18 protein-coding genes and 2 pseudogenes are annotated in these 19,479 nt (G+C 37.9%); 8 read left to right on the top strand and 12 right to left on the bottom strand.

Annotated elements, in window-relative coordinates:
• The first annotated feature begins 32 nt into the window (after positions 1 to 32).
• The 4 genes from AB1A03_RS14530 (at position 33) to AB1A03_RS14545 (ending at position 5,464) form a co-directional block, all read left to right on the top strand.
• Positions 33 to 1,499: an ATP-binding protein gene (locus AB1A03_RS14530; protein ID WP_354625352.1), complete on the top strand. Its 1,467-nt coding sequence runs from the start codon at positions 33 to 35 to the stop codon at positions 1,497 to 1,499.
• Between the two features lie 452 nt (positions 1,500 to 1,951).
• Positions 1,952 to 2,248, top strand: a complete 297-nt coding sequence (locus AB1A03_RS14535) for an antibiotic biosynthesis monooxygenase family protein (protein ID WP_354625353.1) — start codon at positions 1,952 to 1,954, stop codon at positions 2,246 to 2,248.
• Between the two features lie 101 nt (positions 2,249 to 2,349).
• On the top strand, positions 2,350 to 3,027 hold the full coding sequence (locus AB1A03_RS14540; RefSeq protein ID WP_354625354.1) for a YoaK family protein: 678 nt from the start codon (positions 2,350 to 2,352) through the stop codon (positions 3,025 to 3,027).
• Between the two features lie 718 nt (positions 3,028 to 3,745).
• Positions 3,746 to 5,464 carry a carbohydrate-binding module family 20 domain-containing protein gene (locus tag AB1A03_RS14545; RefSeq protein WP_354625355.1) on the top strand — a complete coding sequence of 573 codons (1,719 nt, stop codon included), beginning with the start codon at positions 3,746 to 3,748 and terminating at the stop codon, positions 5,462 to 5,464.
• A 190-nt stretch (positions 5,465 to 5,654) separates the two neighbouring features.
• On the opposite strand, the pseudogene AB1A03_RS14550 reads toward AB1A03_RS14545, so the two are convergent.
• From AB1A03_RS14550 to AB1A03_RS14575, 6 genes and pseudogenes are all read right to left on the bottom strand, one after another.
• Positions 5,655 to 6,004 (bottom strand): annotated as a pseudogene (locus AB1A03_RS14550) (DMT family protein).
• Positions 6,005 to 6,501: 497 nt separating this feature from the next.
• Positions 6,502 to 7,377, bottom strand: a complete 876-nt coding sequence (locus tag AB1A03_RS14555; RefSeq protein ID WP_354625356.1) for a hypothetical protein — start codon at positions 7,375 to 7,377, stop codon at positions 6,502 to 6,504.
• A gap of 64 nt (positions 7,378 to 7,441) precedes the next feature.
• The gene (locus AB1A03_RS14560; RefSeq protein ID WP_354625357.1) at positions 7,442 to 7,618 is read right to left on the bottom strand and encodes a hypothetical protein; all 177 of its coding nucleotides are present in this window, start codon (positions 7,616 to 7,618) and stop codon (positions 7,442 to 7,444) included.
• Positions 7,611 to 8,564, bottom strand: coding sequence for a GapS4a family protein (gene gapS4a, locus AB1A03_RS14565; protein WP_354625358.1), 954 nt, complete (start codon positions 8,562 to 8,564; stop codon positions 7,611 to 7,613). The genes AB1A03_RS14560 and gapS4a overlap by 8 nt, the downstream gene beginning before the upstream one ends.
• Positions 8,565 to 8,828: 264 nt before the next feature.
• Entirely contained in the window at positions 8,829 to 9,188 is a 360-nt protein-coding gene (locus AB1A03_RS14570) for a hypothetical protein (protein ID WP_354625359.1), read from the bottom strand.
• A gap of 212 nt (positions 9,189 to 9,400) precedes the next feature.
• Positions 9,401 to 10,933 (bottom strand): transposase, encoded by a 1,533-nt coding sequence (locus AB1A03_RS14575; RefSeq protein ID WP_354625360.1) that lies wholly within the window; start codon positions 10,931 to 10,933, stop codon positions 9,401 to 9,403.
• Between the two features lie 321 nt (positions 10,934 to 11,254).
• Between AB1A03_RS14575 and AB1A03_RS14580 the strand changes: the two genes are divergently transcribed.
• Positions 11,255 to 12,025 (top strand): site-specific integrase, encoded by a 771-nt coding sequence (locus AB1A03_RS14580; RefSeq protein WP_354625361.1) that lies wholly within the window; start codon positions 11,255 to 11,257, stop codon positions 12,023 to 12,025.
• Positions 12,026 to 12,251: 226 nt separating this feature from the next.
• Here the strand turns inward: AB1A03_RS14580 and AB1A03_RS14585 are convergent, their stop codons facing one another.
• Positions 12,252 to 13,340: a hypothetical protein gene (locus AB1A03_RS14585; RefSeq protein ID WP_354625362.1), complete on the bottom strand. Its 1,089-nt coding sequence runs from the start codon at positions 13,338 to 13,340 to the stop codon at positions 12,252 to 12,254.
• 58 nt (positions 13,341 to 13,398) lie between these two features.
• The gene (locus AB1A03_RS14590; RefSeq protein ID WP_354625363.1) at positions 13,399 to 13,758 is read right to left on the bottom strand and encodes a periplasmic thioredoxin of cytochrome c-type biogenesis; all 360 of its coding nucleotides are present in this window, start codon (positions 13,756 to 13,758) and stop codon (positions 13,399 to 13,401) included.
• Positions 13,759 to 13,943: 185 nt separating this feature from the next.
• On the opposite strand from AB1A03_RS14590, the pseudogene AB1A03_RS17390 reads away from it, so the two are divergent.
• Positions 13,944 to 15,244: pseudogene (locus tag AB1A03_RS17390) on the top strand (DEAD/DEAH box helicase).
• Between the two features lie 73 nt (positions 15,245 to 15,317).
• Here the strand turns inward: AB1A03_RS17390 and AB1A03_RS14610 are convergent.
• From AB1A03_RS14610 to serB, 3 genes are read right to left on the bottom strand one after another with little or no spacing between them, the layout of a single operon-like run.
• Positions 15,318 to 15,797 carry a VF530 family protein gene (locus tag AB1A03_RS14610; RefSeq protein WP_354625367.1) on the bottom strand — a complete coding sequence of 160 codons (480 nt, stop codon included), beginning with the start codon at positions 15,795 to 15,797 and terminating at the stop codon, positions 15,318 to 15,320.
• Positions 15,798 to 15,844: 47 nt separating this feature from the next.
• Positions 15,845 to 16,219 carry an ATP-binding protein gene (locus AB1A03_RS14615; protein ID WP_354625368.1) on the bottom strand — a complete coding sequence of 125 codons (375 nt, stop codon included), beginning with the start codon at positions 16,217 to 16,219 and terminating at the stop codon, positions 15,845 to 15,847.
• A 10-nt stretch (positions 16,220 to 16,229) separates the two neighbouring features.
• Complete coding sequence (gene serB / locus AB1A03_RS14620; RefSeq protein WP_354625369.1) at positions 16,230 to 17,276, bottom strand: phosphoserine phosphatase SerB; 1,047 nt, start codon at positions 17,274 to 17,276, stop codon at positions 16,230 to 16,232.
• 142 nt (positions 17,277 to 17,418) lie between these two features.
• Between serB and AB1A03_RS14625 the strand changes: the two genes are divergently transcribed.
• Positions 17,419 to 18,042, top strand: a complete 624-nt coding sequence (locus tag AB1A03_RS14625; RefSeq protein ID WP_354625370.1) for an AhpA/YtjB family protein — start codon at positions 17,419 to 17,421, stop codon at positions 18,040 to 18,042.
• Positions 18,043 to 18,145: 103 nt separating this feature from the next.
• Here the strand turns inward: AB1A03_RS14625 and AB1A03_RS14630 are convergent, their stop codons facing one another.
• The gene (locus tag AB1A03_RS14630; protein WP_354625371.1) at positions 18,146 to 18,727 is read right to left on the bottom strand and encodes a Fe-Mn family superoxide dismutase; all 582 of its coding nucleotides are present in this window, start codon (positions 18,725 to 18,727) and stop codon (positions 18,146 to 18,148) included.
• Between the two features lie 227 nt (positions 18,728 to 18,954).
• On the opposite strand from AB1A03_RS14630, the gene grxD reads away from it, so the two are divergent.
• Positions 18,955 to 19,284: a Grx4 family monothiol glutaredoxin gene (grxD, locus tag AB1A03_RS14635; protein ID WP_354625372.1), complete on the top strand. Its 330-nt coding sequence runs from the start codon at positions 18,955 to 18,957 to the stop codon at positions 19,282 to 19,284.
• Positions 19,285 to 19,479: the final 195 nt, after the last annotated feature.

The raw sequence follows: 19,479 nt of genomic DNA on the forward strand, positions 1-19,479 counted from the left end.
TATTTTAAGACTGTTTATAAACGAGGTTATTTATGTTCCGTTCCATAGCCAGCCAACTGGCACTGATTATCGGCCTGTTATTTGTGCTGTTTGCCTTCGTGCTTTTACAGCTCTATTTATACAGTAGCCAGCAACTCTCTGATGAAGTTGGGCAAGCGTTACATCGTGATTTAGCGCATCATATTGTTCAGGATGATACTAATTTACAAGCGGGAATTATTGACACAAATACCCTAATGAACGCCTTCCACACGCAGATGTTATTAGGGCCAGAATGGGAGTTTTATGCCCTAGATAACACGGGAAAAATCCTTGCCTATTCAGCACCAAAGGGAGTCGTAAAACTTAAACAGGTGAATTTACATCCCATAAAAGCATATTTACAGGGGGCAATTTTTCCTCTTTATGGTGATGATCCCCGTACCCCCAATACAGAGAAAATATTTTCAGTGAGCTCTATTAATAGCCCATCTGGGCAGATAATAGGTTATTTATACGTAATTATTGGAGGTCAAAAACATGATACGACGATGGCTCAAATCTCCGAAAGCAAAGTTTTAAAAGAGAGTGCATTCATTCTAGGTGCAGCTATTTTATTTGGCTTAACGGCGATGTTTATCGCCATTACTATCATTACTAAGCCACTGAAAAAACTGAGTCAATATAGCCTTGAATATGTCAATAATGATTTCACTGAAATGCAGCAACGCAAGGAGTCTCTATTTTCAAATAAAGAAATTGAAGATTTACAACACAGTTTTATCTCATCGGCACAGCATATAAAACAGCAGTTAAGCCAGATTAAAAACACCGAACAACTGCGCCGTGAATTGTTGTCTCATATATCACATGATTTTAGAACACCGTTAACTGCATTAAATGGCTATTTAGAAACCTGGTTAATCACGCCAGCGCCACAACGCAGTAATGAGTTAATTCACTATGCATTAAAAAATGGTCAGCAAATAAATCAATTAGTTGATCAACTATTCGAATTAGCACGCCTTGAAAGTGGCGATGTACAATTTATTCCTGAGCACGTTAATGTAGTTGAACTCGCCTATGACGTCATGCAACGATTACGCTATCAAGCAGATAAACAACAAGTCGCATTAACCGTTCAAGCAGACCATGAAAATGGCATTATCGCCTATGCCGATATTAGTAAATTGGAACGTGTTTTGGTCAATTTAATTGATAATGCGATTCGTCATACACAAGCCAGTGGAGAAGTTAGCGTACAAATTAGAGACCTCAACGATAAAGTAGAAATGCAAATCGTTGATAACGGAAAAGGAATTGCTAACGATGAGTTACAAGCGATTTTCAATCCTAAATATCAAGCCAGCAATAGCCAAGGTAACGCAACTAATTTAGGTCTTGGACTCTCCATCGTGAAACATTTATTAGCCATGCATAGAAGTGCCATATCGGTCAGCAGCCAACCGGGCATTGGCAGCCAATTTACCTTTGTGTTAGCCAAAAATGGTCATGATTGAGTAATAGCAGAGCTACTTATTAGAAATATATAAAAATCTTTGCATTTCTCATTCAGATTACAGATGAATGGGAGATACATAACTGACGTCTCAATATCCATTACAGCTAGTATTTATGTTTTTTTATTTTGAACGCCTAGTATATCACTTATGACCTCAGATACTTTTCTGCTGCTAGCAATATATTCTTCCATTTTATCCATCCTAAGCGTAAAGTTAGCGCTAAATTATATTGCAGAGCGTTTCCCATCGACCTGAGTCATCCAGTGTTGTAATGCATATTTTTTGCATAGCTCCACAGATTTTAGGGACGCATTTTTATTGCGATATATTAATTGGGACATCCTAGTGTTCCTCTTATTTATGCACAAATGCAAATTTATTACCAATTGTGCCCATTGTAATTACCTATATTCACGCTATTTAACAAAGCGTTATATTTAAGGATACCTATGTATACTGTTTTATATCGATGGAATATCCATCATCATAAGCATGATGATTTTATTGCTGGTTGGAAAGCTGTCACTGATCATTACCTCACTAATCATGGGTCTCTAGGCGCCAGATTACATAAGGTGTCAGATGATAGTTTTGCCGCTTATACTCAGTGGGAATCTAAGGAAGCAAGAGATACAGCCCTTAATCTAAATGACGCTCCGCAGGACGCGGTAGACAAAATGCATGAGAGCATCATTGTCAGTAAGGCACCAATTGAAATGACGATTATTTCAGATCAATTAAAATAATAACAATTGCTATAATCTCAACGATAGATATTGTTATTATCCATCGTTGAGATTAAACAGGGATTTGTACAACAGCAGCATTCGCTAAATAAAGGATTATCGTGATTTCAAAGTTACCCCGCTGGGTAGAATATGGCTCATTTATACTTGCATTTGTTGCTGGGCTTGTTAATTCCATTGGATTATTAAGTTTCAAACATCAATCGATTTCACATTTATCAGGTACAGCAACACAGCTTGGAGCAGATGTTATAAACGCCTCTTTTGCTGACTTTTTTCATTTGCTCATTATTATTTTCAGCTTCCTAATTGGCGCGGCAATTTCCGGATTTTTTTTACGTAGTGGGGCATTGAAGCTAGGCCGCAACTACAGTGGTCTTCTCTGTTTAGAATCAATATTTCTTTTTGCCTCAGTCTATTTCTTAACACATGACTCTCTATATGGGCATTATTTAGCTTCTGCCGCTTGTGGGTTACAAAATGCTCTGGCGACAACTTATAGTGGCGCTGTCGTTCGAACCACACATGTAACTGGCATATTTACCGATTTGGGAATCATGCTTGGCGGAAAATTGCGCGGCGAAACCTTTGACAAAAGAAAGGCCCTACTCTTTCTACTGATCATTATCGGCTTTATTTTTGGTGGCACGATTGGTGCATTTTTCTTTACGCTATTTAAACTAAAAACGCTATTTATACCGGCAACGATTTGCTTACTATTGGCGCTATCTTATTCTATTTATAATGCCAAATTCAGCAATGAAAATTGCATGCAATGAGCTAGACCAGAAAAACGAAAAACGAGGACATCCATATCTTTTAATTTATAAAAATATAATAGCCATTCTTTTTAAAAATAATCTTATTCAGCGCTTTGCTGTAATTAAATAGTTAAATTTCCACATTTGATACTCAATTCAATCTGGTTTAAGACAAGTAGCGGAATATAGAAAATAGCGGGACAGCCAATTCTTTAATTTATTTAATATTAACCAATAGATAGATGTCCTCGATATTTCCTATATCACTACGGCTATCGTTGCCAGATTTTTAACCATTTTTAAGACGAACCTATAATTAAAGTACAACCGACTTAACATTTACTAACCGATATTAGGCTAAATCAAACGCTGCCATCACGTTTAATGCATTTGTATTTTACATGCTATTGATTAAAAAAATTAAACCATTAAATTGCATACCTGCTCATTTATTGAGCAACTGGAGCAAACCTAACATGCTCTAATCAACTACAGGGATCTGTAACATTACAATGGGATGGTTAAGGAGTTCAATCATTCACAAGGTAGCTTGTTTATGCACAAAAATAACCTTTGTAGCATGAGCATTGCAATAAGTGAGCAACACTTATAACCCGATGAAACTTGACATTGACATATACAACATTTGCTAAAAATTTGCTTAGTAAAAGCCCTCTATAGTGATTGGTCTTTGTAGATAAAACAATAACTTACTAATGGAAAAGGTATACTATTAATGAAATTTAAAATAAATCCGAAAACAATTAACACTTGCTTGATTAGCACATCGTTAGCTGTTTTCTCGCACATGGCAAGCGCCGATGCAATCCTACATGCTTTCGACTGGAAATATGCAGATGTGGAGGCAAAGGCGGCTGAAATTGCAGCTATTGGCTACAAAAAAGTATTGGTCTCCCCTCCTATAAAATCGGATAGTAATAACAGCCAGTGGTGGGCACGTTACCAGCCACAAGATTTACGTGTTATTGATAATTTTTTAGGCAATAAACAAAGCTTTCAAGCAATGGTCAATGCGTTAAAGGCTCAAGGTGTTGAAACTTATGCAGATATTGTAATTAATCACACAGCCAATGAACGCGGCAACTCAACTTATTTCCCAGGTGATGCAACCACCAACGATTATATTAACAACAGCGGCTACTGGGAAGCGCAAAAACTATTTGGCGATCTAAGCAATGGCTTATATTCACCAAGTGATTTTCATGCTGAATTCTGTATCAGTAATTGGACCGATGTATGGGAGTCAACGAACGGCCGTATTTGTGGTGGTGGAGGCGATCGCGGCTTACCCGATTTAGATCCAAATAATTACATTCGCGAGATGCAGCGAAATTACCTTCAAGCACTCAAAGATATGGGCGTAACAGGATTTAGAATTGATGCAGCGAAGCATATGACTGCATGGCACATGAATGAAGTATTTACAGACTCAATTAAACAGGGCATGTACCTCTTTGGTGAAATTATCACTGGTGGCGGTTCTGGCAATGCCGATTATGATACGTTCTTAGAACCCTATCTACGTGACACATCGCACAGTGCTTATGACTTCCCGTTGTTAAAAACATTACGCGATGTATTTGATGGATATAGTGGCATAGACGCATTAGCGGATCCTAAATCATGGGGTGGTGCAATTGATGGTATGCGTGCCCTAACCTTTACCATCACGCATGATATCCCTACTAATGATGGCTTCCGCTACCAGATCATGCCAGAGACAGCCGAGCATCTTGCATACGCTTATATTATGGGCCGTCAAGAAGGCGTACCTATGGTATTGAGTGATACAACAGGTGTTGATAACGGACGCTGGGTCAATGATTATAAACAAGCCAATATAAAAGCAATGGTAAAATTCCACAACGGCGTTCAAGGTAAGGGGCAAGAGGTTTTATATGCAGATCAATGTGCATTAATTTTCCGTCGTGATCAAGCGGGCTTAGTAGGCATCAATAAATGTGGCTATGATAAAACTATAACGATTAACAGTAGTCAGCTTGATACAACAAAAAAATATGTTGATGTCTTTACAGGCTCAAATTTCCAAGTAAACAGTAGCAGCTATACGCTCAACATTCCTGGAAGTACAGCGAGAATGTGGTTACGAGATGGAGTTAAAGATCCTGATCCTGTCACTTCTGTTGATGTTACTTTTACCTGTAACAATGGCTATACCAATATGGGCGATAGCGTTTATGCTGTAGGTAACATTGCTGCATTAGGTAACTGGCAAGCAGCTAGCGCTGTTAAACTTGATCCAACGAGTTACCCAACATGGACAGGTACAATTGCACTGCCAGCAACGACCAATATTGAATGGAAATGTATTATACGCAACGAAACTAATCCGAGTAATGTTATTCAATGGCAATCTGGTGGCAATAATACGGTGAACACCGGAACGGGAGCGGCAACAACAGGCAATTTTTAAACGTAACAATCACCCTTTAACGTTTTTGTAACGATTAAAAATTTAAACCAGCCAGTTAGGCTGGTTTTTTATCCGTAGCTAACTCGCTCAAGTCTACGCTCAAATTTCAGGCAGAAGAAAAAATAGATAGAGGCAGAACGAAGCGAGAATCTCCATGTTTTATCTCGAGATATACAGACCAATCATGTTATTAGGCAAATTTGCTGCGGAATGCAAAGTACACCGCCCCAACCAAACAAAAACCTGCCATAAATAATCTAATTTTAGAGGCTCTCTAAGATAAAAAACTGAAAATGGAACGAATACCATTAACGTAATGACTTCTTGAAGAATTTTTAGTTGGCCAACATTAAGAGCGGTATAACCTACCCTATTCGCAGGAACTTGTAGCATATACTCAAAAAGAGCTATTCCCCAACTAACTAGAGCAGCTATTACCCACGGTTTATTATTAAGTTCTTTTAAATGGGCATACCATGCAAAAGTCATAAAAACATTACTACAAACAAGCAGTGAAATACTGATTACTATTGGATTCATTAAATATCAAACTCATACAATAGCCCACCATTTTTAAAACTGATGAGCGTGCCGAAAATCGGCACATTCTACTGCTGGAGTTGTAAAGCGTAAATATCTATTTTGCCCCCAAAAAAAGATTATCGAAGGGTGTAATCGGGGATATTAATGACTTTTAGTCTATAATGCGGACATCAAAGAAATCGGGGACACCCAAACTTTTTTATTGATTCACATCAATAAAAAAGTTTGGGTGTCCCCGATTGGGTGATTTTCTACGAAGAATTCATAACAGAAAGCGAATAAAAAGAGGTGTATTGGCATTCAACCAAAAAAGATAACAGATTGATATAATTGAACTATCAATTGTATATTAGCGAAACTCGCCTAAAGAAAAGTGACAAATTAAATTTAGCCTTCAGCAAAATCCACTATTTACTATAAAGAGAAGCAATTCCCGATCGGGCTTGTTCAACACCCGAATAAGGTGTCGGCTGCGCGACACCTATTCTTGTTTGTTATGCGCCAACGTTTTTAGTTGAGTGTTTCGCATACAAATCTAATTTTTTTATTTCTAAAAACTTTAATATTTGCAACTTTATATCCGACTTTAATTCCGCTGGTAATTTTTTCTGTATATTTAAATTTTCTACTTCCATAAGCAATTCACTCTCATCATCAAACTCAGGGAAATATATTCTGACTAAACAGCTACCTTGATGCTCATCATCATTAAGCTCATATCTAGAAGTCACACTACACAATTTGATATGCTTTTTTAGATCTGGCTTTTTCAGGAAAATACTCGAATCTAAGCTTTTACCTTTAAACATAAGGTCATTAATTTTTTTCTCAAAAAGTGCTATTTCTGTGGGTATGTTCCCTGGTACATTTTCATCAGGAGACATGTGTACTTTTTTCATATCTTGATAATATAGGTACATTGCATTTGACTTTGCCATAGCGACAAGAAAATCTATACGACTTTCATTAGTAAAACTACCAAACAAAATCTTTTCTATTGGCTCATCATTTACATAATTATTGTCTTTTAGGTGCTTATGAATGCGCCTAGAAATTTTATTTACTACGCTTAATGCTTCTTTAGAAGTGTGTTTTGTCAAAACACTTAGATCCATATTATTATCATCATCAAGTTTCAGCTCTACTGAACATTTGTGATAGCTAACATCATCACCAAGGTTTTTTGTTTTATCACATCTTTTTATCGTTATTTCAGCGATCAAATGATTAGTATTTTTACCATCCCCTGCAACGGTAAACACAGGTGCATTATCTATAGAGATAGTTCCAAATGGATCATCTATTAAATTTGAGAAATCGAAGTCGTGAGGAATTGCATCCAGTAAACTACCATTACTTTGCCACTTCAATTTTCGACTTTGAATTTTAGGGTTTTCCTCTTTCGTTTGAATTGATTCTTTTAATGTTTCAAATTCAACAGGAAGATATCCCAGTTTTCACTAAAATTGGACCCAATATTTTTTTATCATTAGAGGAAGAAAATATACCTCTTTGTTTTAAAATTTCTTTAATATCAGCAGGCTTTATCATTGTATTACCGATAAACTGCCTTAAATAATCACCAGTAGGAATAAAGAATAAATCACTCATTAGCTAAGCTCCTAAAGTTAGAATTGTAACTTGATACTTTAACATCTAACTCAATATCATGAGCATTAAGAACTTTTCTTACAACACCACCACTGTCATCGACAAAATAATCTGCCATTGCGATTTCTATATCACTAACATTATCATTTGTATTCGCTCTACAGTATGTAACCAGTTTTGCAAAATTATCTTCGGTAAAGCTATCAACAGTTGCTAATAAAAACTTACAAGTTTCATTCTCCCCTATTTTCTTTTTAAGAATGAAAGGTATAAAAGGGTTTGTTAGAAATTCAATTTGCATTTTTTTACTGTGTTGATGAATGTTAGTATCACTAATGTTCATCCCTGTGACTGGGTGATAAAAATACCATTCATAATCTGCATATTTTTGTTCTATATAATCCAGTACATTCAATATAAATGTCACTTTTTTATTATCAACAATATAGAGTTCTTTAACATCGTATTCGTTCATAAACCTGGATGTTTGCAAACAACTTATAAAGTCATGATTTTCATCATCTTCACTAGATATGAAGAATAGAACAGGAATGTCATTAATTATTTTACACCCACTATGACCAGCGGCAATTTCACGGCGTTGTGGTGTTCTTTTAAAGCATTCCATTGAGTGTACTAGATCACTAATATACCCTTTAAATTTTACAGTTGCAGATTGGGGATATTTACTGTCTTTAATATGCTTCACTGAAACTAGCAAATTATTTAAAGTTTCAGCCTCTAAGGTTGATTTATAGGATATCTGAAAATCTATGCCATGCTGATTTTTTTCTCCACTTTTAGATTCTTTAAGAGCGTGAAATGTTGGTTTATAACAAGGGTAGTAAACTCCTTTTTGAGGTAGCCCCCAACCAATTTTATTGAAGAAATTTTCTGCAATACTTTCTCCAATCTCACCAATATTTTTTGAACGTTCACCAGCCATTTGTTAACTCCTAAAAAGTAATTTAATTAACAATTGCTAATTAAATTACTCTGTAAATACCGCTTTGGCGCATAACGCCGCAAACAACAGCGCGTAGGTTGGCGCTGTTTTTGCTGGCTTTTGTTTTTAGCAAAAACGGCGACAACCGTTATGCGTCTGATTGATTTGCTTTGTTAAGTTTTTCATTTACCGAGAACCAGTCTGGTTTAATTCTATATAATTTAACTAAAAATATAACTTGAAAGATTGGTTCTAATCTTATTTTTAATAATCATTACTTATGCTTAAAAACATTACAATCAAACAGATAGCTATTCCGACAAATCCATTTGCAATACATGCATTAAGCCCCCATGTTTTACCTCGAAGTAACCCCAAAGCGGTCACACCTAAAAACAGATTTATAAGCACGATTAAAATTAATTCGATACTTATCCCATTGCCTTGATAAACAATGCCAAATGTTTCAATATTTACTTCTGATCCAGGCAGTAGAGTGAATAGTGCCAAAGGTATAGATAGCGCTCCCATAACAACAAAGAGCCAGCCAACACACTTTACCCACCAAGGTAAAAGGGATTTCCTTTGAGCAATCAGATTGCTATTTTCATCTAAACTTTCCATGTTACCTCTATATTTACTATTGAAACTTAACGAGGCTGTAGAATTTCTCATTTTCAGCCTGATTATTTTAAATAAAAAACACAATAATTCATAATTTATTGATATTCAATTAAATATTCTGTTTTTAATAACTGACTGATTAAATTGAGTGATATATCGCTGAATTGGCTTAATTAGGCGGGGGTATTCGATGTTAAGGCATCGCCCTTGGGTTAATGCAGGCTGTTTTTTAACTTCTCAATATTATGCACTAAACAGTACATCTGCCATTGCGCATTCACTTTCTCTTGCCCGCGCAGCGTGAATTTATTCATCCCTTTATTGACCGTAATATTGCCAAATACCGGCTCTATTGCACCTAACCGTTTACTGTATTGTCGCCGTCCGGGGCTACTGTCTATTTTCACCCGCATTTTATCGCTATAAGATATAGGTTTGGTGCTTTTATTGATTTCAAACTGGACTTGTCTGCCTTGTTTAGTCGGCGCGTTGCGCATGCATTGCTTTTGTAGTACGCAGGCCCGGCAATCCTTTAAATAACCTGAGAAACGAACGTATTGCCGACCTGCCGTTTCAACATTTTTAACACTTAACCACATTTCATTACCTGCTGGGCAGCGGCAACTTGAGACCGTTTCATCAAAGTAAAAATCGTGACTAGTAAATAGTCGCGCTCTGCCTTTACTGCGTTTTAATCGCCGTTTTTCTTGTTCTGTTTGATAGGTTTGACTGGTTTGGAATAAAGGATTGCGGCTTCTAAATGCGGTATCTGCTATATAAGTATCTAACCCTGTCGTGGCCATGAACTCAAGGTTCACTTCTCTGTGGAAACCACTGTCAGCACTGAACTTGGCATCTTTAAAGGTATCGGGTGTACCTAGCTTCGTAAGTTGTTCTTGCAACTGCTTAACCGCGGGCTTCAATGTCTGCTGCTCACCTACCGAGCCCCATGCCTGCGCTTGCACTATGATTTGGTGTTTATCATCATTGATAGCAATACCGTTATAACCTTGAATCGTCCCTTTACTGGTGGTCATCTTGGCGCTATCTGGGTCGGTGATATTGCTTTTTACTGGTTTATTTCGACTACCTATTTTCTCTTTATTACTCGCAAGGAACGCACTAATTTTATTGGCACTTTCATCTAATTTTTGTTTCTGTTTTAGGTCATGTTGGCGTTCATCTTCATTAAGACCGTCTTGTGCCTGATGTCTTGCAATAATGCGTTGGCTAGCACGTTGCAACTTGCGTTGTTTGCGTTCAAGCTCTGCAAATGTACCACTCCACTCTTTACTCGTATTGCTGCTTATCTTGCAACCATCAATCGCAAACATGTGACGACCTATCAACCCTTCTTTATCGCATATCATTAAGACTTGGGTAAAAAGCGGCTCAATTTTATCTTTCATTTTGGAGATAAAGTTGGCGATTGACGTGTAATGTGGCTGTACATCACCCGATAAACTCATGAAGGTGATATTACGCTCACACGCGTCTGCGATACGGCGACTACTAACAAGGCCACGAGAGTAACCGAACAAGATGATTTTTAGCATAACAGAAGGTGGATAAGCAGCTGCACCGCCATTGTCATTATTGTACCAATCATCAAAGGTGCTTAAATCAAGGTGCTTATCAACGATATGGGAAAGTGCGTACTCAAATGTACCGGGGAGAATTTGCTGTGCAAAGTCAATCGGGATGAATTTACTTTGACAAGATAGGTCTGGTTTGTAATTAGCCATGACGTTTCACTCTGAGCGAATAATAACTATTAGATCACAGCAGATCAGCGCATGCAAGTACATTTTTTATACAATTTTCATTAAATGAAAAACAACGTAAAAACGGTCTTTTTGGAGAAATTCTACAGCCTCAACGCCGCATTAAGCGGACTAAAATAGTGGGTTAAAATGTGTAGCGAAGCGGAACCTAACCCACTGTTTTAGTTCCGTTTAAATGCCTTGTTGAACGAAGCCGCTGTGCGGCAGAAAAACAAAATATGAACCAACACGCATACTTATATTTGCATCACTTTTCGGTGATGTCTAATAGGAGTATAAGCGATGAACACCTCAGAACAAAAACACTTTAACCTTTTATATCAACAACACTTGACCAACTTAGCATTACAGGGCATGAGACCTGCCACTATTGATGCTTATTCTCGTGCTGTGCGTAGGATAACTACTTTTTTTGACCGCACACCTGACACTCTCACTAAAGCTGATTTGAAATGCTACTTTGCGCAACTCATTCAAACTCACTCTTGGAGTACCATCAAATTAGACCGTAATGGGTTGCAGTTTTTCTACAAGCATACCCTTGAACGCCAGTGGGAATGGTTAAATATTGTCAAACCACCACAAGTAAAACGCATTCCTGATGTCATCACCAACAAGCAGGTTGGCATGTTAATTAGCGCGACGCGTACTTTACGCTATCAGGTGTTTTTTCTTGTCCTGTACAGCATGGGATTACGGTTAGGTGAAGCCCTTCATTTAACCGTCAACGACATTGATAGCCAAACTATGCAAGTTCATATCCGTGAGGGAAAAGGCGGGAAGAATCGCTTAATCCCCCTTCCCAAACGAACCTTACAGGCTTTGCGCTGTTACTGGAATACACACCGTCACCCGGTCTTATTATTTCCTCGTTTTGGTCAAAACAAACATGTACCCATGGATAAAGGAAGCGTCCAAAAAGCCTTGAAGAAAGTAATGGCTGAGTTAGGGATTAAGAAAAATATAAGTCCACATTCACTGCGACATTGCTTTGCAACACACTTGTTAGAGCAAGGCATTGACCTACGCTCTCTGCAAATATTATTAGGCTGAATAACTAATCGGGGACATCCATATCTTTTACTTTATAAAATAACTATTTGCAAATACTTTGACTTGATATAGGTATGACGCTGCCACCTATCTCATTTAGGACAATACATGCACGTATGTTTTTATACAATTCGACAGGAGTGACACACAACAAAACAGGCGCTTTTCGATAATTGAGCAACCTCAAGGATTAATGCTTTAAGTTGCATGGGTAAACGCCCCAGCTTTATGCCGCGCCATTGCTTAACAAATGCGTTATTAGCTGCATCGCACCGTCTTCACAAATCTCGGTCTTGGGGTAATCTAACCCATTTAATTGCGTAATAATGTGCGTTAAGGCTTGCCCCTTTAAGGCGCTTTCATGGATCTCTAAGAATGGTACTCTGCTAGCTAAAAAGCTATTTAAGTAAGGTGTTTCAGGCCAATCTTGACGCGCTAAACTTAACACCCTAATTTTTTTATTTTGCGCAATCGCAGCGATTTCACAATAGGTACCATAACCGGGTTTGGTGATGATTAAATCGCAGCTACCTACAAGCTGTAAAAAAGAGAATTTAAGTTCATTAATCTGACTCATATCATCACGTAATACTTTTCCAGGCTGGTTTAACAACCAATGTAAGCCGGGAATAGTTGGCCAATGCTTAATATCCAAATCGAAGGGTAAACCACCTAATGCCACTAAGGCGACCCTATTTGTTCCCTTTGGCAAATAACGGATGAGATCCTCTATATGATCCGTAGGCTGGTTATTGATACTGGCTATATCTATCTCTTTAACACCAGTAAACGGGACTGAAGGCTGTGGTTTATAGGTGTATTCTACTTTTCGATAGACAGCCAACATTTTCCTATAAAGCGTCTCAGTATGTGCATATTTTTTATCTAAACAGTAACGTTCATAAATTTGCGCCCAGTTAAATGGTGCAACCGATGCCGTTCTGATATTTAATTGCTGCGCGGCATCGAGCGTGATCGGTGAGATATTGCTAATCACCCAATCCGGTTTAAACGCCTGTAACACGTTCATCTCTTCGCTCACATATTGCGCCCAGTTTTCTAAGAGTTGTTGATAAGCGTCACGACTATTGGGCACATCGACTACGTTAGCTGAGTGCATTATCATGCCAAAATCATGACCTAATTTGACATGTGTAAAAGCCCCAGATAGACGTGACGCTAGGTAACTTTTTGGCAGTAGTGTCACTATTGTGATCTTAATTTCAGGATGAAATTGCATTAGCCGGGCAATGATCGATGTCGAAATGGCACCGTGACCAAAACCATGTGCGGTAATAGAAAAACAGAGATGCATTGCTTAAAATCTCGGATAAAGGTGAAAGCGTTACAATTAAAAATCTTAGCCCATAGCGCTATTTTAACGACTTAATGAACTTCTCTGCCAATTGCGCAAGTGCATCACTGCTGATCACTTCAACATTATCAGCATCAACAATAATACCTGCTTTAATCAAGGCAGTACGTGGGTAACCTCTTCCACCTAAGCACATTGTTACGGCTTCATGTGTGGCACTCAGGTATTCATTTTTAATATCTTGCACATTAAGCTGGTAAACGGGAATCTTGTTTTCGCAGCAGTAAGCCGCAAAATCGGCGATATTTTTACTTTGATCAACACAGTCAGAACACCAACTGGCGACAATATTGATAATAAATGTATCCTTTGAATCTAACAGTGCAGTGGCTTGTTGTGCTGTAATATTTTTAAGCATAATAAGTCTCATATATTAATTGATGAAATGACAAATATTACCGACTAAAGATAGCGATTGATAGTAGATTTCGCACCCTACTGCCCAGCGCGTAAAATTGTTTTATTAAAATTCAACTCACGATGCCAATGAGCTGCTATACTCTCGCCCTTAATTTTATAATAGTGTATTTGATGGTGGTTTAAATGAGTGTTGATGCGATCGGTTTATCTTCAGAATTATTAAAAGCAGTAAAAGCATGTGGTTATAAAAACCTTACGCCTATTCAACAACAAGCAATCCCTTTAATTCGTAATGGCCATGATTTACTCGCTAGTGCGCAGACTGGCACCGGCAAAACGGCTGCGTTTACTTTGCCGCTTTTAGATCTCTTAGCTAAAAGCAAAAGCGATAAAGTAGCCAATAACACCACCATTCGAGCACTCGTTTTAACACCAACCCGTGAACTTGCTGCGCAAGTGGCCGAAAATGTACAAGAATATAGTCAGTTTTTACCACTGAGTTCAGGGGCAATCACCGGGGGTACAAATATCGCACCACAGGTCAAAATGTTGAAATCTGGTGTGGATCTACTCGTCGCCACACCGGGGCGATTACTTGAACATGTAAACGAAAGAAATGTCGATCTTTCGCATGTGAAATACCTTGTTTTAGATGAAGCGGATCGCATGCTGGATATGGGATTTTTGCAGGATATTGAAAAGCTGATGTTGGTGATTAAACAGAAACACCAAACATTAATGTTCTCTGCGACTTTTTCAAACAAAGTCAAAACACTCGCGAAAAAACTGTTAACAACGCCAAAAACATTAGAGGTTTCACCACAAAATTCAACTTCAGGTAAAGTTAAACAACAAGTTTACTGGGTTTCAGAATCTCGTAAACGGGAGCTACTATCAGAATTAATTGGCGTGAAAAACTGGCGTCAGGTATTGGTTTTTGCCAGGCACCAAAGAGAGCGCCAATCTTTTAGCTAAAGAGTTACAACTCGATGGCATTAAAACCGCACTCTGTCATGGCGATAAAACACAGGGCGCACGTAATAAAGCGATCGAAAAATTTACTGAAGGGAGCGTTCGGGTGCTTGTTGCTACCGATGTTGCCGCCCGTGGATTGGACATTCCCGACCTACCCTATGTAGTTAATTTCCATCTTCCCTTTTTAGCTGAAGATTATGTGCACCGTATTGGTCGTGCCGGGTCGAGCCGGTAAAAATGGTATGGCGGTGTCTCTGGTGAGCCCTAAAGATGAGCAGTTCTTAGATAATATTGAAACACTTATCGGGCGTCGTTTTGAACGTATTATTTATCCCGGTTATGAAATGAGTCTCTCTGCCGGCGATACTGATAATGCAACGGGTGACGTGCTCAAAAAAAGCCGCTACAAAGCAACACAAGAACGTAACCAAATGCTAGCCAGAAAAAAAGCAGAAAACACCCCGGCGGCGATCCGTCGAGCAAAAGCTAAAAAACGTAAACCACGTTAAGCGTAATAGCCACTCCTTCAAATAGAGGGGCTATTGAGGCGAAGCAAGCCATGCCCCATAGGAATTGCGATAACTATTGATTCCAAGGATTACTTGGGTCATAGGGTGGCTCGGATGAGTCATTACTCTTTTGACGTTTTGCAACGGGCTTTCTCGTTGTGTTGCCACGTTTTTCATTCTGTTTTTCTTTAAACGCCGAAGCGGCTTTCGCCTGAGAAAGTTCAATGGACTCAACCGTTAATTGCATCGGTTTACGTGGTACAATACCGTTTTTAAAACCGCGTTCTCGTGGTGCTAAATCATACTGATCAGGTGTCGGTCGAGGCATGCGCGTATAGCGATATAGATAAAAATCTTCTAACTTTTCTCTCGCCCATTGGGTATTACGAAGAAACTTTAAACTCCCTTTGATATTTGGATTTACTTTAAAGCAGTTAAAGCGCAGTGCCGTTGCTAAAATCTCCCAACCATAAAATTCGACCAATTGGGTTAATAACGTCTCTAATTTTAAACCATGCAATGGGTTGTTCTGTTGTTCTTCTATTTCGCTCATTTTATTCCTAAAGGATTATGTAAATATTTTTGCTATGTTAACTCGCATCATGCTTGCCAATTGCGTTTCATTTTGGCCACCGTGGATTGTGGCACTTGATGTATATTATCAAATTGCATTGTACAAACCAGTATAGTTAGCTCTGCTTTGTACTCAAGTGCTAATTTTCTATAATGATCCATTTCCCACTGTTTGACGAAGGTGTTGGCGACAACCACATCCTTATTATGCTGTAAATAATAACGACATTGCGCAAGGCACCAGTTATGTGCCTCTGGTAATTTACGCGCGTCAAATTGATATTGCCCCTGTGCATTTATAAAATACATGTCTGTTTCAAGGTGCACTGCGGGCAATGTTTTTGCCAGTGTGGATTTGCCACTCCCTGGTAATCCACGAATTAGGGTTAATTTAAGCGACACAATAGGCGCATCATGCCCAACTACTTGGACAAAGTGTCGCACTTAACAGTGCTAGAGCGCCATACAAATCAGTCACATTTAATGCAACGTCTGCTTTTTCTTGAACAATAGGTTTGGCATGAATCGCAATACCGACGGCGGCGGATTCCATCATCAGCAAATCATTAGCACCATCACCAATAGCAACGGTTTGTGACATTGGTATATCATATTGTTTTGCCAATTCGGCCAATGTTCTTGCTTTTACCTGTGCATTGACTATTTCACCTAACACATTCCCCGTTAACTGTTCGCCGCTAACTTCTAATGTATTCGCAACAGTATGATCAAAGCCAAGGTCTTGTTTTAATCGATCCGCAAAATAGTTAAAACCACCCGATGCGATGGCAATTTTCCAGCCCGCTTTTTTTACGCCAGCTATTAACACTTCTAATCCGGGCATTAACGGCATGCTATCTGCTACCTCTTTTAAAATCGTAATCGGCGCATCTTTTAATTTGCTGACACGCGTGCGCAGACTCTCATTGAAATCGAGTTTGCCCTGCATTGCTTGTGCGGTCACCGCGGCCACTTCATCGCCAACCCCATACAAACGCGCTATCTCATCAATACACTCAATTTGAATTGTTGTTGAGTCCATATCCATCAATATAAGACCCGGTTTTTGCCAATCAGGAAATGAATCCATCAATGCAAAATCTAAGTGATGGGGCTTTACAAATACATCAAGCGCTGCTTTTAATGTTTGTGGGATATTATTTAGCGTGAGGCGCAATAAAGTTACTTTTTCAATAAGTGCAGGCGCATGTATGGCGATACCATCCACCCCTTGCGCGGCAAGCAGCATTAATAACGCGTCTAATTGTTGGCAAGTAAACGCCTCCCCCATTACAATCAGGGAAGCCTTTGCTGCCATAGGAGAATTTAATTGTTGGCTATATTGTCCATTTTCATAATAAAGGCAATCTAAGCCAGTCACTTTTTGCTTTAGTTCGCCCTTCAATTTAAGCAAAGATTGACAATTTGATTGAACTACGAGTTTTTTTATTGGATTCACTGTAACATACCTGTTTTAAAGCGATTTAATACACAGTAGCGTACTACTAGCGATTAAAAAATTGATTATAATAATATGTCTGACACGATAACTATTGCGATTCATCATTGCAAGTATAACAACTTGTTGTAAGGAACTTTAAATGCATAAAAAATGGTTTTATTTATGGCGCTTTATACAAATAACAACTTTATTAGCAGTTTGTATGATTATCGGCTATCAGTACTATATATTACAAATGACCTCTAATGATATTAAATCTCAGCAAAGCGAAAAATTTTCATATTCATTAACGAACTTAGCAGCAGCACAAGCAACACGTTATCTTGCCAATAATAAAACAGAGGAATTGCAGTTACTTATTGAAGAGCTAAGTAATGATCCAACGGTTAGAGATATCACTATTTATGATCATTTAGGTCAAATAGTCAGCCAATCTAAACAAGCATTACCGCTATCAACTTTATTAGATTTTGATAGAAAAGGTGTCAAAGAAGCAGAGGAAAAATCTCCCTATATTGCAGAGTTATACAAAAAAAATGAAAAAATAGGTTATATACGTATCACATTAGAGCAACAAAAAATTCTCAGTGTCATTAATCATTATCAAGAAACGGGTCGTTCCATTTTAATTCAATTATTAATCTGCTCATTTATTGTCGGTGGGATTTTAATGGCGCTATTTTTTAAAAAACTTGAAGCAGGCCATAACCTATTTATTAAAGAATTTAATGAAACAAAAAACAAAATGAAATTTTCTAAATAGAGAAAGCATCTTAAATTAACGAGCGAATATAATAAAAAACCTTAACATAATGTTAAGGTTTTTTTTATTACAACACTAATGTTACTAATTATTAAGGTAAATTTTAAGCGTAATTTTGATTTACAAAATCCCAATTTACCAATGCCCAGAAACCATTTAAATAGTTAGGACGTACATTACGGTAATCAATATAGTAAGCATGCTCCCATAGATCGACCGTCAATAATGGTGTAACACCTTCGTCAGTTAATGGTGTTGCCGCATTAGAAGTATTAACAATCTCCAATGTACCATCCGCTTTTTTAACCAACCATGTCCAAGATGAAGCAAAGTTGTTTACTGCTTTATCATTCCATGCTGCTTGAAATTCAGCAAATGAGCCAAAGCTTTGTTCAATAGCCTGTGCAATTGGGCCTGTCGGCTCACCACCAGCATTCGCTGCTAGGCAGTTCCAGTAAAAAGTATGATTCCAGACTTGTGCTGCATTATTAAAAAGCGGGCCAGTACTTGTTTGAATAATTTCTTCTAAAGATTTATTTGCTAAGTCAGTACCTTCGATTAGGCCATTTAACTTTTGTACGTAAGTTGCGTGATGCTTACCGTGGTGAAAATCAAGCGTTTCTGCAGAAATGTGTGGTTCTAGTGCATCTTTCGCGTAAGGTAAAGCTGGTAATTCAAAAGCCATATTATTCGTCTCCATATTAAAATATTTGCAAAATAAGTCGTTTTATAAATGCAGACACAGGGATCGTGTTAGCGAACTTCATTTATTATTAGATTCTCTGCAAGAAAATGATCTATGTCAATGTTATTTGTGATAATATTTTATCATATTGTTAACCCTCATTTTTAATGACGTTTTATTAACACTTGAATTTGAGTAGAATAAATAAAATTTTTTTGGAGTATAAAATGGAAACGTTAGATAAAATTAAAAATCAAATTAGTGAAAATGCAATCCTATTATATATGAAAGGTTCTCCTAAATTACCTAGCTGTGGTTTTTCTTCACAGGCATCACAAGCTCTTATGCAATGTGGTCACCCTTTCGCCTATGTTGATATACTACAAAACCCAGATATTCGCGCAGAGCTACCTAAATATGCTAATTGGCCTACCTTCCCACAATTATGGGTTGACGGTGAACTCATTGGCGGTTGTGATATTATTTTAGAAATGTTCCAACAGGGTGAATTACAACCCATTATTGAACAGGCAGCTAAAAAGAATAGAGAAGCCTAGCATCATTTTTTATACCAATTTGCATAATATTATAGTCATAGCTTGTTGATGAACAATGGTAGAACAAGGCAAGGCATTCATGGCTAGATAATTATTGGATTTGGTATCAATCAGTTGTTAACTTTACATCTTGAAGTTGCATGAATATATCCCCATGTTACCTCAAGATGGTTTTTAGATCGAAAACCAGTCCTG

This window comes from Psychromonas sp. MME2, from assembly GCF_040566515.1.
Lineage (GTDB): Bacteria > Pseudomonadota > Gammaproteobacteria > Enterobacterales > Psychromonadaceae > Psychromonas.

Bases quoted from the DNA above. Each gene is read 5' to 3' on its own strand.
- AB1A03_RS14530 (WP_354625352.1), top strand. From the start codon at position 33: ATGTTCCGTTCCATAGCCAGCCAACTGGCACTGATTATCGGCCTGTTA.
- AB1A03_RS14535 (WP_354625353.1), top strand. From the start codon at position 1,952: ATGTATACTGTTTTATATCGATGGAATATCCATCATCATAAGCATGAT.
- AB1A03_RS14545 (WP_354625355.1), top strand. From the start codon at position 3,746: ATGAAATTTAAAATAAATCCGAAAACAATTAACACTTGCTTGATTAGC.
- AB1A03_RS14560 (WP_354625357.1), bottom strand. From the start codon at position 7,618: ATGAGTGATTTATTCTTTATTCCTACTGGTGATTATTTAAGGCAGTTT.
- gapS4a (WP_354625358.1), bottom strand. From the start codon at position 8,564: ATGGCTGGTGAACGTTCAAAAAATATTGGTGAGATTGGAGAAAGTATT.
- AB1A03_RS14570 (WP_354625359.1), bottom strand. From the start codon at position 9,188: ATGGAAAGTTTAGATGAAAATAGCAATCTGATTGCTCAAAGGAAATCC.
- AB1A03_RS14575 (WP_354625360.1), bottom strand. From the start codon at position 10,933: ATGGCTAATTACAAACCAGACCTATCTTGTCAAAGTAAATTCATCCCG.
- AB1A03_RS14580 (WP_354625361.1), top strand. From the start codon at position 11,255: ATGAACACCTCAGAACAAAAACACTTTAACCTTTTATATCAACAACAC.
- AB1A03_RS14585 (WP_354625362.1), bottom strand. From the start codon at position 13,340: ATGCATCTCTGTTTTTCTATTACCGCACATGGTTTTGGTCACGGTGCC.
- AB1A03_RS14590 (WP_354625363.1), bottom strand. From the start codon at position 13,758: ATGCTTAAAAATATTACAGCACAACAAGCCACTGCACTGTTAGATTCA.
- AB1A03_RS14610 (WP_354625367.1), bottom strand. From the start codon at position 15,797: ATGAGCGAAATAGAAGAACAACAGAACAACCCATTGCATGGTTTAAAA.
- AB1A03_RS14625 (WP_354625370.1), top strand. From the start codon at position 17,419: ATGCATAAAAAATGGTTTTATTTATGGCGCTTTATACAAATAACAACT.
- AB1A03_RS14630 (WP_354625371.1), bottom strand. From the start codon at position 18,727: ATGGCTTTTGAATTACCAGCTTTACCTTACGCGAAAGATGCACTAGAA.
- grxD (WP_354625372.1), top strand. From the start codon at position 18,955: ATGGAAACGTTAGATAAAATTAAAAATCAAATTAGTGAAAATGCAATC.